Genomic DNA, 16,833 nt, shown 5'->3' with positions numbered 1-16,833 from the left:
GAGGCTTGCCCGCGAAGGCGCCAGCCGCCTCACCACTGAATCCAAAAATAAGAAGAGACCCCAAACATGCCCGTACCCGATCCGTTCCGCGAAGGCCTGGCCCGCGGCTGGAAAACCTACAACGGCGCGCAACTGACCCAGGACCTGACCCTGGAAGCCGACGTGGCCATCATCGGCAGCGGTGCCGGCGGCGGCACCACGGCGGAAATCCTCAGCGCCGCCGGCTACAAGGTGTTGCTGATCGAAGAAGGCCCGCTCAAGACCAGCAGCGACTTCAAGATGCTTGAAGACCAGGCCTACGCCAGCCTCTACCAGGAAGGCATCGGGCGCATGAGCAAGGACGGCGCGATCACCATTCTCCAGGGCCGAGCGGTGGGCGGCACCACGTTGATCAACTGGACCTCAAGCTTCCGCACCCCGGACCCGACCCTCGAACACTGGGCCAAAGAACACAACGTCAAAGGTCACAGCCCGACAGAGATGGCGCCGTGGTTCGAGAAAATGGAACAACGCCTCGGCGTCGCCCCGTGGCTGGTTCCGCCCAATGCCAACAACGACGTGATCCGCAAAGGCTGCGAGCAACTCGGCTACAGCTGGCACGTGATCCCGCGCAACGTGCGCGGCTGCTGGAACCTCGGCTATTGCGGCATGGGCTGCCCGACCAACGCCAAGCAATCGATGATGGTGACGACCATTCCGGCGACCCTGGAAAAGGGTGGCGAGTTGCTGTACCTGGCCCGCGCCGAAAAGTTGTCGATCAAGGATGGCAAGGTCACTGGCCTGAATTGCGTGGCGATGGATGAGCGTTGCGTGGCGCCGACCGGTCGCCGCATCACGGTCAAGGCGCGGCATTACGTACTGGCCGGTGGCGGGATCAACAGCCCGGCATTGCTGCTGCGTTCCGATGCGCCAGACCCGCATAAACGCCTGGGCACCCGCACCTTCCTGCATCTGGTGAACATGTCCGCCGGGCTGTTCGACGAGGTGATCAACCCGTTCTACGGTGCACCGCAGTCGATCTACTCCGACCATTTCCAATGGCAGGACGGCACCACCGGCAAAATGTCTTACAAACTCGAAGTGCCGCCGCTGCAACCGGCGTTGGCGGCGACCTTGCTCGGCGGCTTTGGTAAAGAAAACTCCCAGCACATGGAAAACCTGCCCCACACCCACGCCATGCTGGCCTTGCTGCGGGACGGTTTCCACCCGGACAGCCCCGGCGGCAGTGTCGAGTTGCGCGGCGACGGCACGCCAGTGCTCGATTATCAGGTTTCGCCCTACGCCTGGGACGGTTTACGCCGGGCGTTCCACAGCATGGCCGAGATCCAGTTCGCTGGCGGCGCCAAAGCGGTCATGCCGATGCACGCCGATGCGCGTTACGTCAAAACCCTCGCCGAGGCTCGCAGCCTGATCGACGGTTTGAGCCTTGAGCTGTATCGCACACGCCTGGGCAGCGCCCATGTGATGGGCGGTTGCGCGATGGGCGAAGACCCGAAGAATGCCGTGACCGACAGCCTTGGCCGGCATCACCAGCTGAGTAATCTGTCGATCCACGACGGCTCGCTGTTCCCCACCAGCATTGGCGCAAACCCGCAATTGTCGGTGTATGGATTGACGGCGCAACTGGCGACAGCCTTAGCCGAACGCCTGAAAAACCCATGAAAAACCACACTATTCCTATCGTCTATAGTGCTTTCTTACCTAACAGGCGACTTTCCCGACCGGGAAGGCTGCGATACCATCCGAGTCCCCAACGGACTCCCGCCAGGACGACGCGATGAACCGAGTGTTGTACCCAGGTACCTTCGACCCTATTACCAAGGGCCATGGCGATCTGGTCGAACGCGCCGCGCGCCTGTTCGATCACGTGATCATCGCCGTCGCTGCCAGCCCGAAGAAAAACCCGTTGTTTCCCCTGGAACAGCGTGTGGAGCTGGCCCGCGAGGTCACTAAACATCTGCCCAACGTGGAAGTCGTCGGCTTCTCGACACTGCTGGCGCACTTTGCCAAAGAGAAGAATGCCAATGTGTTCCTGCGTGGTTTGCGCGCGGTGTCGGACTTCGAATACGAATTTCAGCTGGCCAACATGAACCGCCAATTGGCGCCGGATGTGGAAAGCCTGTTTCTTACGCCTTCCGAACGTTATTCGTTCATTTCCTCGACGCTGGTGCGTGAAATCGCGGCCCTGGGCGGCGATATCACCAAGTTTGTCCACCCGGCGGTGGCGGACGCCCTCACCGAGCGCTTCAAGAAGTAACGACCGCTCAAGCGGCGCCCGCGTGCACTGCGGGCGCCAATGCGGCACAATTGCGCGCATTGGTTTATTGCGCCCGGGCCTGCCGCCCCGGCTGGAGTTAGCATGTCCCTGATCATCACCGACGATTGCATCAACTGCGACGTCTGCGAACCCGAGTGCCCGAACGCCGCCATTTCCCAGGGCGAAGAGATCTACGTGATCGACCCGAACCTGTGCACACAATGTGTCGGCCACTACGACGAGCCTCAGTGCCAACAGGTCTGCCCGGTGGATTGCATTCCGCTGGACGAGGCGCATCCGGAGACTGAAGAGCAGTTGATGGCGAAGTATCGGGTCATTACCGGTAAGGCTTGATTCCTTTGGCGTCTGTGAGGGCGCCTTCGCGGGCAAGCCTCGCTCCTACAGGTCTTGCGCCAATCATGAATTAGCGCGATCCCTGTAGGAGCGAGGCTTGCCCGCGAAGCTTTTAAAGCTCACTCCCGCTGCTCAAACCCTTCCCCGACACACCCCAGGCACCGCACAAACGCGGCTTTCGCCGGATCGACCACCAACGCCTGCCCCGCATCGCCCACACCGCCACCCAGCGCGGTAAACGGCAACGACACCACAAACACCCCCGCACCAATCACCGTCGCCGCGACCAGCAAGGGTCGTGCAATCAGCAAGTCGCCGATCATGGCGTAGGCCGGTGGGTTCTGGATGGTGTAGCGCGGGTCGCCACTGCCGTTGTCAGCCGCCAGCGCCGGCAGGCCGGTGCTCAGCAGCAAGGCAACGACAAAGGTTCGAAACGAATTCATGGCACGGTCCTTCGGCTAGGCAGTCAGAACACTGACTATAGACCGTCGCGCGTATCAGCTCTGGCAGCGTGGGCAAAAGACGCTGGCGCGCTGGCCCAGCATCACACTGCGCAACTCCGTGCCGCAGACTTTGCACGGCTCACTGCCACGGCCATAGACGAACAGTTCCTGCTGGAAATAACCCGGCTGGCCGTCACCGCCGATAAAGTCGCGCAACGTAGTGCCGCCCCGTTCGATGGCGTGGGCGAGGATGCGTTTGATCTCGATCGCCAGTTTCAAGTAACGCGCCCGGGAAATGCTCTTGGCTTCACGGCGCGGGTCGATGCCGGCGGCGAACAAGGCTTCGGTCGCATAGATATTGCCCACCCCCACCACCACCGCGTTGTCCATGATGAACGGCTTGACCGCCATCGAGCGGTTGCGCGATTGCTGGAACAGACGCTCGCCGTCGAACAGGTCGGTCAACGGCTCCGGCCCCAGGCGAATCAGCAATTCGTGATTGAGCGGATCGAGGCTCCAGAGCATCGCGCCAAACCGCCGTGGGTCGGTGTAGCGCAGGGCCAGGCCGGATTCCAGCTCGATGTCCACATGCTCATGCTTGGCCGCCGGCGAGCCGACTTCCACCAGCCGCAGGTTGCCCGACATGCCCAAGTGGCTGATCAGCGTCCCGACTTCGGCATTGATCAACAGGTACTTGGCGCGACGCTCCACCAGCACGATGCGCTGGCCGGACAGGCGCACGTCCAGGTCTTCGGGAATCGGCCAACGCAGGCGCCGCTCACGCACGATGACCCGGCTGACGCGCTGGCCTTCCAGGTGCGGGGCGATGCCCCGGCGGGTGGTTTCGACTTCCGGCAGTTCAGGCATGGTGCTCTCGAATCAGACGCGATTGATCAGACAATGGCTGATCTTCAGTGGTGGCTACCCAGGTCGCGGATCGTTTGTTTCAGGGTCTCGAAATCGTAATCCGACAGGCCGACATAATCGAGCACCAACGGCCCGACGCTGTTCCACTCATGATCTTCGGTCTGATTGCCCAACACCCGATAGGACGCGCAAATGTGCTCGGCCATTTTCAGGATCGACAGCAGGTTTTTCATCTGCGTGTTGCGCGAGGACTCATCGGTGAAGATCGCCAGGGCGTTGTGGTGATTGGCGATGGCAGAGGTGATGTGTTCCGGCAGACGCCAGGACTTGGCGGTGTAATAGCCGACCACCGCATGGTTGGTGTTGAACACGCGGTTTTCGGTGTCCACGACCCGGTTTTCAGCGCTGGCGTCGGCGTAGGCCAGTTCCAGGGTCTTCATGTAATCCGGGAAACGCTTGAGCATCAGCGGCACGCCGCAATCGTGGAACAGGCCCAGCGCATACGCCTCGTCGCCGGCCTGGGAGCCGATGCGCTTAGCCAGGGTCAGGCAGGTCATCGCCACATCCTGAGCCGTGTCCCAGAACCGGTTCAGGGTGACGATCGTGTCGTCATTCATCTCGCCCTTGATCGACTGCGCATTGATCAGGTTGATGATCGAGCGGCTGCCCAGCAGGTTCACCGCACGCTGGATCGAGGCGATCTTGTTACTCAAGCCGTAATACGGCGAGTTGACGATTTTCAGCAGCGCCCCGGAGAGGCCCGGGTCCTGGGAAATCAGCTTCGCGATCACTTCCAGGTCCGGGTCGGGCATGTACTGCTCCATCTGCAGATCCACCATGATCTGCGGCTGGGCCGGCACGCTGATGCCTTGCAGGGACTGTTGAATCTGTTCGGAACTCAGCTCTTGGGACATAAGTACACACTCTGGGACAGGCGGGGATTCTAACCCTTATAAAGTTGGATCCGACACACTGGCCGGCAGATCGACGAAAATTTCATCGATTGCCCAAGCTCAGGCGGCTTCCTGTGGCGAGGGGGCTTGCCCCCGTTGGACGGCGGAGCCGGCCCAAAAAGCAACGACTGCTTCGCAGCCGAACGGGGTGATGCGGCATTCCGACAAGCCCCCTCGCCACAGGTCTACTCGCAGACCTAACCTTAGGCGCAACACGCTATACTCCCGCTCTTTTTTCCGGAGCGACGTCATGTCCCTGCCTAGCCTGCGCCTCAAAGCCAACGCCGACCGACGCCTGCGAAACGGCCACTTGTGGGTCTACAGCAACGAAATCGACGTGGCCGCCACCCCGTTGCACGGCTTCAAGGCCGGTGACCAGGCGATCCTCGAAGCCGCCGGCGGCAAGCCGCTGGGCATCGTCGCCATGAGCCCGAACAACCTGATCTGCGCCCGCCTGCTGTCGCGCGACATCAAGTTGCCGCTGGACAAATCGCTGCTGGTGCATCGCCTGAACGTCGCCCTGTCCCTGCGCGATCGCCTGTTCGACAAGCCGTTCTATCGCCTGGTCTACGGTGATTCCGACCTGTTGCCAGGCCTGGTGGTCGACCGTTTCGGCGACATCCTGGTGGTGCAGATCGCTTCGGCGACCATGGAAGCCCATAAAGATGACGTGATCGCGGCGCTGACCCAAGTGCTCAAGCCAAGCGGGATTCTGTTCAAGAACGATTCCGCCGCTCGCGACGCCGAAGGCCTCAACCGCTACGTCGAAACCGTGTTCGGCCTGGTGCCAGAGTGGGTGGCGCTGGAAGAGAACGGCGTGAAATTCGAAGCGCCGGTCATCCAGGGCCAGAAAACCGGCTGGTTCTACGACCACCGCATGAACCGCGCACGCCTGGCGCCGTATGCCAAAGGCAAACGCGTGCTGGACCTGTACAGCTACATCGGCGGCTGGGGCGTGCAAGCGGCCGCGTTCGGCGCCAGTGAAGTGTTCTGCGTCGACTCGTCGGCCTTCGCCCTCGACGGCGTCGAGCGCAACGCCGCACTGAACGGCGTCGCCGAGAAAATGACCTGCGTCGAAGGCGATGTCTTCGAAGCCCTGAAAGAGCTGAAAGCCAGCGAAGAGCGTTTCGACGTGATCGTGGCCGACCCGCCGGCGTTCATCAAACGCAAGAAAGACATGAAGAACGGTGAAGGCGCTTACCGTCGCCTGAACGAGCAAGCCATGCGCCTGCTCAGCAAGGACGGCATCCTCATCAGTGCTTCGTGCTCCATGCACCTGCCGGAAGATGACCTGCAGAACATCCTGCTGACCAGCGCCCGTCACCTGGATCGCAACATCCAGATGCTGGAACGTGGCGGTCAGGGCCCGGATCATCCGGTACACCCGGCCATCGCCGAGACCCGCTACATCAAGAGCATCACCTGCCGCCTGCTGCCAAACAGCTGATTACGCGGGTTTGACGGGGAGTCAGCAGGCTCCCCGTTTGCGTTCTACCCCCACTGAATCCTTCTATTTCTTACACTTGCCGTCCTACAGACGTGCAGGAAGTTTCCCTGCATCTTTTATTCTAAAGAATAAGACTTACAAGCACCCTTCAACCTAAAGATCGCTCCCACAAAATTACTGGATATTTCCTACCGTTTTACCCCTTGATAAGAACTCATTACAAACTATGATTGAGTTGTCACCAAGCGGTGGCACTCACTATCACTTACAAGGAGTTAAAAACATGAAAGCAGTTACTCTGGAAACCAACAAAATCGCTAACCTGGCTTTTCTGGTTGCCCCTAAAGCCCGTTAAGTAGACAAGACGCTGGGGAGTGCCGGCTTACCCAGCGTTTTCCATGGCCCAGCCCAGAGTGAAGCGCCCGTCATGCAGATAAACCCTCATCTATTCATACTGCCTCGCACACCCGGGCAAATAGTCTGGGATTACAGAAACCACAAGCAATTCGAACTAAACCTGGATTACTCAATCCGGCTTGCACAACTTATCGACAATCCAGAAGTATTCGACAGCGCCAATATAATCGACACTCAATTCTTGAACACAGGAATACTGACAACTTCAATAGAAGTGCCTCAAGACTGGGGCTGGGATGAACTATCAAAGATCTTTCATATCGGCACCAAGAACATACCTTGCCAATACATACCGCAGAATATTCATGAATGGTCGAGACACTATCTGGACCATTGCACCGAAGTATTGACCTGCGGCGCACCCGACGCCGATCTCGCGCACCGTGCGGCCACCGGGATGATTGCCCTGCCCGCGCCTTCCGGGTTGCCGGCCGAGAGCCTCGGCGATGCCCTGGTCCGCCGCAAGACCTGCCGCTCGTTCACCGGTGAAGCGGTTTCTCTCGGCGATATCAGTAACCTGCTGTATTTGTCCCTCGGCTACCTTAAAGAGCGCGAAGACGACGTCGATGAAACGATCGCCGAAGGCCTGGCCGCCCGCCGCAGCAGCCCTTCGGGGGGAGGCTTGAATGCCTGTGAAGGGTTTCTTCTGGCGCAGAACGTCACAGGCCTGGAGCCCGGGCTCTACGCCTACCATCCGGCTGATCACGCGCTGAGCTTTATCAACCCGTTGCCCGGCTCGCCGCTGGGTCAGTTGCTGTGCGGGCAACACTTCATCAACAACTTGCCCGTGGGCCTGTTCATCAGTGCGCGCTTCGACAAACTGTGGTGGAAATACCAACACTCCCGGGCCTACCGAATGGCCTACGTCGAGGCCGGTCATATTTCCCAGACGTTCCAACTGGTGGCGACTGCACTGGGCCTGAATACCTGGCTGACGGGGGCACTGACGGACGATCAGGTGGAAACACTGCTGGGACTTGAAGACAGCGCGGAACAACCGTTGTTTTTTGTCGGTTGCGGCCAGAGCGATGGCCAGGCGATGTGCAAGGAGTTGAAAGCGTTGTTGAACGAGGGCCCGCAACAATGACCGGTGCCTCCTCTGTCCCGGAATTCTGGGCCCGGCGTTTCACCCTTGGCGAATGGGATACCCGAGCCTCGGTGCGCGCCAGCGAGCACACCTACCTCTTGCCGCCGGACCTGAAGCAGCAACTGGAAACCCGTCACTGGTTTCCGCCAGCCTTTCTACCCTACCTCAGTCACCCGAGCATCGAAGCCGCGGGCCAATCGGTCATCCATCGCTTATCGGCCAACCACCTGGTGTATTTCCTCGACTACACCACCCTGCTCGAACATCGCATCGTCAACCGCGCCGTAGAAACCATCGTCCACGGCGAGCTGGATGTGAGCATCCCGCCGCGCATGAAAACCGCGGCCTTGCAGCTCTACACCGATGAAGGTTTTCACGCGTTGTTCTCCAACAGCCTCGCCGAGCAGGTTGCCGGTCATTACGGCATCACCCAGCGGCCAGCGATGCCACGGCGGATATCCCGGCTCAATGCCCTGCTGGACCAGGCCCCGGACCGGCACAAGGCACTGGCCTGGTTTATGGTCGGTTTCGTGTCAGAGACGATCATCGCCAGGGAACTGCTCGAAGTTTGCCGTGATGCACTAGTCTCCAGCGTCCAGGAAATGCTCAGGGATCACCTGACGGACGAGGCGCGCCACAGTCGCTATTTTTCAGAAGTGTTCCACTACCTGTGGCTGACCCTGAACAGCAGTCAACGCACGTTCACCGCCAAACTGCTGGTGGACATCATTCTGTTGTTCTTTGAAGTCGATGAGCGATGGCTGAAGGCAAGCCTGCACAGCGTGGGTCTGAACAATGCCGTTATCGCAGACATTCTCGATGGGCTGACGGGCGAGCAAGCCACCGTGCTGCGGGCTCGCTCGGGGGCCGGCGCCACGCTCCAGGCCTTACACAGCGCAGGGTTTTTCGACCTGCGCGCCAACCAGCAACTTTTCGCACAGGCAGGGCTCGTGGATGGATGAAGGAAAACCTGCTGATAAACGACGTGCCGCCGTCATCCTGTTAATGACCATGGTGTTGCTCGGGGTCTTTCCGCTGGATGTTCTGTTGCCGTCGTTTCCGGCACTGGCCCAACACTTTCAGACCACCCCGACCGACATTGCGTTATCCATCAGCCTGTTCGCCGTCGGTATCTCCCTGTCTCAACTGCTGATCGGGCCGTTGTCGGACATCATTGGGCGCAAAGGCCTGCTGCTGTCCGGAATGGCCGTTGCGATCATCGGCGCGGCGGGTTGCATGCTTTCCACCGAGTATTCCTGGTTCCTGCTGTTCCGTGTGGTCCAGGCTGTCGGCTGCGGCTGCTTCGTGCTCACGCAAGCCCTGGTGCAAGACCTGTTCGAAGGCAAGGATCGGGATCGCTTGCGGATACTGTTGGTGACCGCCAGCGGCATCTGCATTTCCATTTCGCCTCTGGCCGGGACCCTGCTGCAACAAGCCATGGACTGGCCCGGCAGCTTTGTGATCTTCATCGTCCTGGCCGGCGCGGTGTTTCTGAAAGCCTGCCTGTTTCTTGAAAACCAGCGTCCCGCCAACGTCATACGGCGCAGCATCGCCCAGTCATACCGCCTGGTCTACCGCGATGCCGGGTTCATGGGGTATTGGCTGATCTCCTCAATCGCCTTTGCCTGCCACTTTTCCTTCATCGTCATTTCGCCGCTGATTTTCATGGAGCAGTTGCACCTCACGCCCTACGAATTTTCGCTGATCCTGCTGCTCTATGGCCTGGCCTACATCATCGGCGGCATCGTCGCCCGGTTTCTCGGCGGCCGGATCGCACCCACTACGCAGATCGTCGTGGGCCTGGGCCTGATCCTCTTTTCGGGCCTGGTGATGCTGGTGCTTTCAGCGTGGCTGGGGTTGTCGACCTTCACCGTACTGGTCCCGATGATCATCTGCACCGCCGGCACCACCATCGCCCGGCCAGTCGCCACTTCGATGGCGATGGACGTTTTTCCGGAAATGGCCGGCACCTCGGCGTCAGCCGGCAGTTCCCTGATCTTCGTCTCGGGCGGTCTGATCAGCGCCCTGATCAGCCTGAGTCCCTTCGAATTGCAACTGACGCTGGCACTCGCCTTCATCGTCCTGAGCAGCATCGGGCTGGTGGTGTGCAGCCATCTCCGCCTGCGCAGCCCGGCCTTGAGTGAGGCCTGAAGCCAGTGGAAGTCATTGCTCCTCAGGTTCGGGGGCCAATGTGAGGTCGCCTATTTGCACGCTCTTGAAGCGCGGCTCGATGATCTTGAAGTCACCGGCGCGCAGCCGATTCAGGTTCTGCGGCGAGAGATTGGCGCCCAGCAGCACGGTGACGTATTGCCACTCGCCGTCAGCGGCACGTTTGTAGAGCAACGCCCGGTGGTCCCACGGCTGCTGATTGAATTGCACCACTTCAGCCTGGCCATCGCCATCAAGGTCGACGCCCCACATCACGCAACCCGCATCCTGGCACTGAAGCTGGCGACTGTTGAGGCTGATGAATTGCTCGCTGCCGTCCACTTTCGGGCCGATCCATTCCAGGTTCACCGGGCTCGGTGTATAGGGCCGGGGCTCAACCGTGGATTCACCGGGCGTGCGTTTGATCTGGGCGCGCAGCACCTCTCGCGAAGGCGCATCGAGCACCTCATCGCGTTCAACCCGTTCGGACAACGCCTCGAACTGCTGCCGACCGGCCGTACCCAAACCATTGCGCAGGTAATTGCTATCGAACGTCAGCACCGACGTGCGGCCATCCAGCAAGCGGTGCACCTGATCCCGTGCGCTGAAGGATTGGCCGTTGAACCAGGGTGTATTAATCAGCACCAATAGCAGGCATACCGCCAAGGCCAGGGCCGGGTTGCTGCGCCGCAGCCCGTTGAGCCACAAGGCATTGCGTTGCACCACGGCCAACATCGCCGCCAGGCTGTACGCCGCGAAGATCGCGACCAGCAACAGCCCCATGAAACGCCGGGGCGACAAGCCGTATTGCTCGACACGCAGCCAGCTGGAATACCCGGACAACGCCACCAGCACTGGCAAGCACAGCAAACCCGCCTCGACACAGCGCATCAGCCACGCCGGATAAGGCTTGGCCTGGCGCCCGTCCTGGAACACCCCGTTGAGCAAAAACAGGTACGTCCCCACCAGGCACAACAGAATCGGGGTCGAGTAGCCGGTGTCCCAGATCTTTTGCACGCCGGTAAAGGGCAATGTCACGGTAAACAGGACCGTAATCAGGGTGATCAACGGCAACAGGAAATGACAGGCCGCCAACAAGACGCCCCGCAACATGCCGATGACTCTTTCGTTGTGCAGGCCCAGGCGCATGGCCAGGGAGAAGACGACCGACAGGCTGAGGCAGATAAAGACCCGGGAGGAGAACTGCTCGGCAAAAAAATCGATGCCCAGCATGAGGAACAACTTGCTCCAGAGCAGCAGCAACAGGCTGAACACGCCCGTCAGCATCAGTGCAAAAAACACCACGAACACATGGCTCCAGGCGCTGTGGTACAGATCAGCATAGTCCCAGCGCCGGCCGGTGCCCGAGGGCCAACTGGCGAGAAACGCACACACCACGTAGCTCAACGGCACGCCGGTTAACAGCCAATTCTCCATCAACCAACGATTGCCGTTATCGAGGCCGGTCTGTTGAACCCAGGAACTGATTGCCATCATCAACAGGCAAAAGCCCAGCGTCAGGGCCAAAACCCGGCGGTCCTTGAGTTTTGGGCCGAGCAGTTGCAGGACCAGCCCCCCGACCACGACCAGCGTCAGGCTCGCCGCCAGCACGCCGCGCGATCCAAATGACTCGATCTGCCAGAAAACCACCCCCTGGCACAGACCGATGAGCAGGTAAAACCACAACGAGCGATTGAACAGCGGCATGCCAATTCCTTTTGGTGCGATTACGCGAAGGGCGGCAGTTTAGCCAAGCGTCCCGTGTGCTGATATCCCCACGGGAGGCTTGTTCACCTTACCGATGGTCATCCCGCACACGGCGTCAGGGCTGGATCAACACTTTGAGCCATTCCCTCCTGACGCCAGCGGTGTAGAATCGCGAGATTCATCGCCATTCATCCCCCGGCGGGTTTATGAGCTCAGGCTGAGGCAAGCGGCGATCCCGCAAAGTCATCGGCAACTTCCGGACACACGGCCATTTCTGAGTGTTCCAGACGTCAATAGAAGCTCACTCCCCTTTGATACCTGATTAGCCGCCCGGAGTGCTCCATGCCTGATTACCGCTCGAAAACATCCACCCACGGCCGCAACATGGCCGGTGCCCGCGCACTGTGGCGCGCCACGGGGATGAAAGATGACGACTTCAAGAAGCCGATCATCGCCATTGCCAACTCCTTCACCCAGTTCGTACCGGGCCACGTCCACCTCAAGGACCTGGGCCAACTGGTCGCCCGCGAGATCGAACGGGCCGGTGGCGTTGCCAAAGAATTCAACACCATCGCTGTGGATGACGGCATCGCCATGGGCCACGACGGCATGCTCTATTCGCTGCCGAGCCGCGAGATCATCGCCGACTCCGTCGAATACATGGTCAACGCCCACTGCGCCGACGCCATCGTCTGCATCTCCAACTGCGACAAGATCACCCCCGGCATGCTGATGGCCGCTTTGCGCCTGAACATCCCGGTGATCTTCGTGTCCGGCGGCCCGATGGAAGCCGGCAAGACCAAACTGGCCAGCCACGGCCTCGACCTGGTCGATGCCATGGTGATCGCCGCCGACTCCAGCGCTTCTGACGAGAAAGTCGCTGAGTACGAGCGCAGCGCCTGCCCGACGTGCGGTTCGTGCTCCGGCATGTTCACCGCCAACTCGATGAACTGCCTGGTCGAAGCTCTGGGCCTGGCCTTGCCGGGCAACGGTTCGACCCTCGCGACCCACAGCGACCGCGAACAGCTGTTCCTGCAGGCCGGCCGCACCATCGTCGACCTGTGCAAGCGTTACTACGGCGACAACGATGAGTCGGTGTTGCCGCGCAACATCGCCAACTTCAAGGCGTTCGAAAACGCCATGACCCTGGACATCGCCATGGGCGGTTCCACCAACACCATCCTGCACTTGCTGGCCGCCGCCCAGGAAGCCGAGATCGACTTCGACCTGAAGGACATCGACCGCCTCTCCCGCCACGTGCCGCAACTGTGCAAAGTCGCGCCGAACATCCAGAAGTACCACATGGAAGACGTTCACCGCGCCGGCGGGATTTTCAGCATCCTCGGCTCCCTGGCCCGTGGCGGCCTGCTGCACACCGAGCTGCCGACCGTGCACAGCAAGTCCATGGCCGAAGGCATTGCCAAGTGGGACATCACCCAGACCACCGACGAAGCGGTGCATCACTTCTTCAAGGCTGGTCCTGCGGGCATCCCGACGCAAACTGCGTTCAGCCAGTCGACCCGCTGGGAAACCCTGGACGACGACCGTGAAAACGGCTGTATCCGCAGTGTCGAGCACGCTTATTCGCAAGAAGGTGGCCTGGCCGTTCTGTACGGCAACATCGCCCTCGACGGTTGCGTGGTGAAAACCGCTGGCGTCGACGAGTCGATCCACGTGTTCGAAGGCAACGCGAAGATCTTTGAAAGCCAGGACAGCGCCGTGCGCGGCATCCTCGCTGACGAAGTGAAGGCCGGCGATATCGTGATCATCCGTTACGAAGGCCCGAAAGGCGGCCCGGGCATGCAGGAAATGCTGTACCCGACGTCCTACCTGAAATCCAAAGGCCTGGGCAAAGCTTGCGCCTTGCTCACCGACGGTCGCTTCTCCGGCGGCACCTCGGGCCTGTCCATCGGCCACGCTTCGCCAGAAGCCGCTGCCGGTGGCGCGATTGGCCTGGTGCAGGATGGCGACAAGGTACTGATCGACATTCCAAACCGCTCGATCAACCTGTTGATCAGCGATGAAGAACTGGCGGCACGCCGGGTCGAGCAGGATCAGAAAGGCTGGAAGCCTGTGGAAAAACGTCCACGTAAGGTGACCACCGCACTCAAAGCCTACGCCCTGCTCGCCACCAGCGCCGACAAGGGTGCCGTGCGTAACAAGGCGATGCTCGACGGGATCTAAAGCAGTTACAAGCAATGAGCTACAAGCGGCAAGAAAGACCAAAGCGGTTCTTACTTGCGGCTTGCAGCTCGCCGCTTGATCGTTCCCACGCTCCCGCGTGGGAATGCCTCAAGGGACGCTCCGCGTCCAGTGACGCGGAGCGTCACGGGCTGCATTCCCACGCAGGAGCGTGGGAACGATCATCACGGTGGAATCGAGCGCCGGGTCTTACTGAATCTCTTCCGGTTTCACGATCACCCAATTCTTGTCCGCCGTCACCGGCAACCCTTCCTTGGCCTGGGCCGCGGCGTGCTTGGCCATCATGCCGTTAATCTGGGTCATGTATTTGTCTTTGCGGTTCACCCACAAATGAATGCCGCCCTTGGCCACGTCGACGCTGTGGAACAGCATGTAGCCGTCGCTGCTCGGGGTATCGCCGCCCACCAGCACCGGTTTTTTCCATTCATCGATGTAAGTCAGGATCGCCGCTTGCTTGCCGGCCATCCAGGTCGCCGGGGTCCACAGGTACGGGGTCAGTTCCAGGCCGAGGTTGGCCTTCTCGTCATACTTGCCGGCGCTGATCTGTTTGCGCGCGGTGGTCAGTTCGCCGGTCTTGCGGTCCTTGAGCAGCGTGGTCACGCCGATCACGTTCTGCGGTTTGACGTTGTAGCCGTACTTCGGATCGGCCGCGACCATGCGCACCAGTTCTTCGGAGGCGGCGGTCATCACGTAGACCTCGATACCGTTCTCCATCAGCTTGTTGTACAGCTCGGCCTGGCCGGTGAAGACTTTCGGCGGCTGAACGTCGATGGTCTTGACCACATCACCGTCGTAATACGTGCTCGGCACTGGTTTGCCGGACGCCATCAGCTCATCGACATAGCCCTTGAGTTCTTGCAGGGTGAAGCCGGAGAACACCTGCGCGACCCATGGGTAGCAAACCATGTCGTCGATTTCGCAGAGGCGGTAGTAATAGCTGAACAGGCTTTCCTTGTGGTCGGCGGTGTCCTTGAACGGGATCAGCTTCAGGGAGGGGTCGAGGGTTTCGCGGGTGATCAGGCCCTTGTTTTCCATGAACGGCAGCAACGACTCTTCGAGGTCGTAGCGGTAACTGGTGTTGTCCATGTCGAACACCGCGAAGTTACCCTTGTTGGCATTGGCCGCGATCATCGCGTCCAGCGCCTTGGCCTGATCGGCTGGCCAGTGTTTCAAATCCGTGGCGAACGCCTGGCTGGCGAGGGCGAGGCCCAACCCTAGACCCAGTGCGGCAGCCAGCATTTTCGGTGCGAATTTCATCGGCATGCTTCCTTGTAGAGACCCAGATTCAAAGACATCGACGCTAACAAAAAAGTGTGACAGTTCCCGCCTGCCCGCGACCGCTTGCGTCCCCTTCGCGCCAGTTGCATCCCTGACAGCGACACCGGCTTATTCCAAAAACGACAGTCCACCTCGGTTTTTGGTATTAATTCATTAGATATCAAGCTGTTAGGCTTGCCGGTTCGCAGTCACACACGAAGGTGGCTGGCACAAGTCTATGGAGTCTCTATGAATCTGCCGCTGATTCTCAATCTGCTGGTGTTCCTCGCCCTGCTCTTGGGCCTGGCGCAAACCCGTCACACCTCCTGGAGCTTAGCCAAGAAAGTCCTGCTCGCACTGGCCTTGGGCGTGGCGTTTGGCGTGGCGTTGCATGCTATTTACGGCGCCGGCAACCCGGTGCTGAAAGCCTCGATCGGCTGGTTCGATCTGGTCGGCAACGGTTACGTGCAGTTGCTGCAAATGATCGTGATCCCGCTGGTGTTCGCCTCGATCCTCAGTGCCGTGGCCCGTCTGCACAACGCTTCGTCGTTGGGCAAGATCAGCTTCCTGACCATCGGCACGCTGCTGTTCACCACCGCCATCGCGGCGCTGATCGGCATCGGCCTGACCAACCTGTTCGGCCTGACCGCCGAAGGCCTGGTCGCCGGCACCCAGGAAATGGCGCGCCTGCAAACGATCCAGACCGATTACGCGGGCAAGGTGGCGGACCTGAATGTGCCGCAGTTGCTGCTGTCGTTCATCCCGCAGAACCCGTTCGCCGACCTGGCCCGGGCCAAGCCGACCTCGATCATCAGCGTGGTGATCTTCGCTGCGTTCCTCGGAGTTGCCGCGCTGCAACTGCTGAAGGATGACGTCGAAAAAGGTCAGAAAGTGATCAACGCCATCGACACCCTGCAAGCCTGGGTGATGCGCCTGGTGCGCCTGGTGATGAAACTGACCCCGTACGGCGTGCTGGCGCTGATGACCAAAGTGGTCGCCGGTTCCAACCTGCAAGACATCATCAAGCTCGGCAGTTTTGTGGTGGTGTCCTATATCGGCCTGGGCCTGATGTTCGTGGTCCACGGTCTGCTGGTGTCGGCGGCCGGGATCAACCCGCTGCGCTTCTTCCGCAAGATTTGGCCGGTGCTGACCTTTGCCTTCACCAGCCGCTCCAGCGCCGCGAGCATTCCGCTGAGCATCGAAGCGCAGACCCGTCGTTTGGGTATCCCGCAATCCATCGCCAGTTTCGCCGCTTCGTTCGGCGCGACCATCGGCCAGAACGGCTGTGCCGGTCTGTACCCGGCGATGTTGGCGGTGATGGTTGCGCCGACCGTGGGCATCAACCCGTTGGACCCATTGTGGATCGCGACATTGGTGGCGATTGTGACCCTGAGTTCGGCCGGTGTGGCGGGCGTGGGTGGCGGCGCGACGTTTGCTGCGCTGATCGTGCTGCCGGCCATGGGTTTGCCGGTGTCACTGGTGGCGTTGCTGATTTCGGTTGAGCCGCTGATCGACATGGGCCGTACGGCGCTGAACGTCAGCGGGTCGATTACGGCCGGGGCGATTACCAGCCAGATGATGCAGCAGACCGATAAAGCGCTGCTGGATGCGGATGAGCATGCGCAGCTAGCGAGCTAGCTGAGCTATAAGCTGCAAGCTGCAAGCTGCAAGCTGCAAGCTGCAAGAAAAAGCCC

At 60.4% G+C, this 16,833-nt stretch carries 14 protein-coding genes; 9 read left to right on the top strand and 5 right to left on the bottom strand.

The genetic code is table 11. The annotated features are described in order from the left end of the window. The first annotated feature begins 66 nt into the window (after nt 1-66). The 3 genes from FQ192_RS21335 (at nt 67) to FQ192_RS21325 (ending at nt 2,611) form a co-directional block, all read left to right on the top strand. A complete protein-coding gene (locus FQ192_RS21335) occupies nt 67-1,662 on the top strand; it encodes a GMC family oxidoreductase (protein ID WP_149660308.1) in 1,596 nt (531 codons plus the stop codon). Between the two features lie 115 nt (nt 1,663-1,777). Then, nucleotides 1,778-2,257, top strand: a complete 480-nt coding sequence (coaD, locus tag FQ192_RS21330) for a pantetheine-phosphate adenylyltransferase (RefSeq protein WP_007945531.1) — start codon at nt 1,778-1,780, stop codon at nt 2,255-2,257. Nucleotides 2,258-2,359: 102 nt separating this feature from the next. Then, on the top strand, nt 2,360-2,611 hold the full coding sequence (locus FQ192_RS21325) for a YfhL family 4Fe-4S dicluster ferredoxin (RefSeq protein WP_048722619.1): 252 nt from the start codon (nt 2,360-2,362) through the stop codon (nt 2,609-2,611). 119 nt (nt 2,612-2,730) lie between these two features. Here FQ192_RS21325 and FQ192_RS21320 read toward each other — a convergent pair whose 3' ends face one another. The 3 genes from FQ192_RS21320 to FQ192_RS21310 are packed head-to-tail and all read right to left on the bottom strand — an operon-like array spanning nt 2,731 to nt 4,781. Beyond that, the gene (locus FQ192_RS21320; protein ID WP_149660307.1) at nt 2,731-3,054 is read right to left on the bottom strand and encodes a multidrug transporter; all 324 of its coding nucleotides are present in this window, start codon (nt 3,052-3,054) and stop codon (nt 2,731-2,733) included. Between the two features lie 54 nt (nt 3,055-3,108). Continuing rightward, the gene (gene mutM / locus FQ192_RS21315) at nt 3,109-3,921 is read right to left on the bottom strand and encodes a bifunctional DNA-formamidopyrimidine glycosylase/DNA-(apurinic or apyrimidinic site) lyase (protein WP_133835564.1); all 813 of its coding nucleotides are present in this window, start codon (nt 3,919-3,921) and stop codon (nt 3,109-3,111) included. A 44-nt stretch (nt 3,922-3,965) separates the two neighbouring features. Further along, nucleotides 3,966-4,781, bottom strand: coding sequence for an HDOD domain-containing protein (locus FQ192_RS21310; protein ID WP_178129187.1), 816 nt, complete (start codon nt 4,779-4,781; stop codon nt 3,966-3,968). 343 nt (nt 4,782-5,124) lie between these two features. On the opposite strand from FQ192_RS21310, the gene FQ192_RS21305 reads away from it, so the two are divergent. The 4 genes from FQ192_RS21305 to FQ192_RS21290 all read left to right on the top strand — a co-directional run bounded on the left by FQ192_RS21305 (nt 5,125) and on the right by FQ192_RS21290 (nt 9,976). Next, nucleotides 5,125-6,321, top strand: a complete 1,197-nt coding sequence (locus tag FQ192_RS21305) for a class I SAM-dependent rRNA methyltransferase (protein ID WP_149660305.1) — start codon at nt 5,125-5,127, stop codon at nt 6,319-6,321. 427 nt (nt 6,322-6,748) lie between these two features. After that, on the top strand, nt 6,749-7,825 hold the full coding sequence (locus FQ192_RS21300; protein ID WP_149660304.1) for a SagB family peptide dehydrogenase: 1,077 nt from the start codon (nt 6,749-6,751) through the stop codon (nt 7,823-7,825). Beyond that, nucleotides 7,822-8,787: a diiron oxygenase gene (locus FQ192_RS21295; protein WP_149660303.1), complete on the top strand. Its 966-nt coding sequence runs from the start codon at nt 7,822-7,824 to the stop codon at nt 8,785-8,787. The genes FQ192_RS21300 and FQ192_RS21295 overlap by 4 nt, the downstream gene beginning before the upstream one ends. Beyond that, entirely contained in the window at nt 8,780-9,976 is a 1,197-nt protein-coding gene (locus FQ192_RS21290; RefSeq protein ID WP_149660302.1) for a multidrug effflux MFS transporter, read from the top strand. The genes FQ192_RS21295 and FQ192_RS21290 overlap by 8 nt, the downstream gene beginning before the upstream one ends. 12 nt (nt 9,977-9,988) lie before the next feature. Here FQ192_RS21290 and FQ192_RS21285 read toward each other — a convergent pair whose 3' ends face one another. Next, the gene (locus FQ192_RS21285) at nt 9,989-11,680 is read right to left on the bottom strand and encodes a DUF4153 domain-containing protein (protein ID WP_149660301.1); all 1,692 of its coding nucleotides are present in this window, start codon (nt 11,678-11,680) and stop codon (nt 9,989-9,991) included. A gap of 342 nt (nt 11,681-12,022) precedes the next feature. Between FQ192_RS21285 and ilvD the strand changes: the two genes are divergently transcribed. Continuing rightward, complete coding sequence (gene ilvD, locus FQ192_RS21280; RefSeq protein WP_149660300.1) at nt 12,023-13,864, top strand: dihydroxy-acid dehydratase; 1,842 nt, start codon at nt 12,023-12,025, stop codon at nt 13,862-13,864. A 207-nt stretch (nt 13,865-14,071) separates the two neighbouring features. Here ilvD and FQ192_RS21275 read toward each other — a convergent pair whose 3' ends face one another. Then, nucleotides 14,072-15,139 (bottom strand): haloacid dehalogenase-like hydrolase, encoded by a 1,068-nt coding sequence (locus tag FQ192_RS21275; RefSeq protein WP_149660299.1) that lies wholly within the window; start codon nt 15,137-15,139, stop codon nt 14,072-14,074. Nucleotides 15,140-15,388: 249 nt separating this feature from the next. Between FQ192_RS21275 and FQ192_RS21270 the strand changes: the two genes are divergently transcribed. Next, complete coding sequence (locus FQ192_RS21270) at nt 15,389-16,777, top strand: L-cystine transporter (protein ID WP_149660298.1); 1,389 nt, start codon at nt 15,389-15,391, stop codon at nt 16,775-16,777. Nucleotides 16,778-16,833: the final 56 nt, after the last annotated feature.

The sequence above is a fragment of the Pseudomonas sp. ANT_J12 genome, assembly GCF_008370045.1.
In the GTDB taxonomy this organism is placed as follows: domain Bacteria; phylum Pseudomonadota; class Gammaproteobacteria; order Pseudomonadales; family Pseudomonadaceae; genus Aquipseudomonas.
Note: the sequence above shows the minus strand (reverse complement) of the source record. Positions and strands in the feature narration are given on the sequence as shown.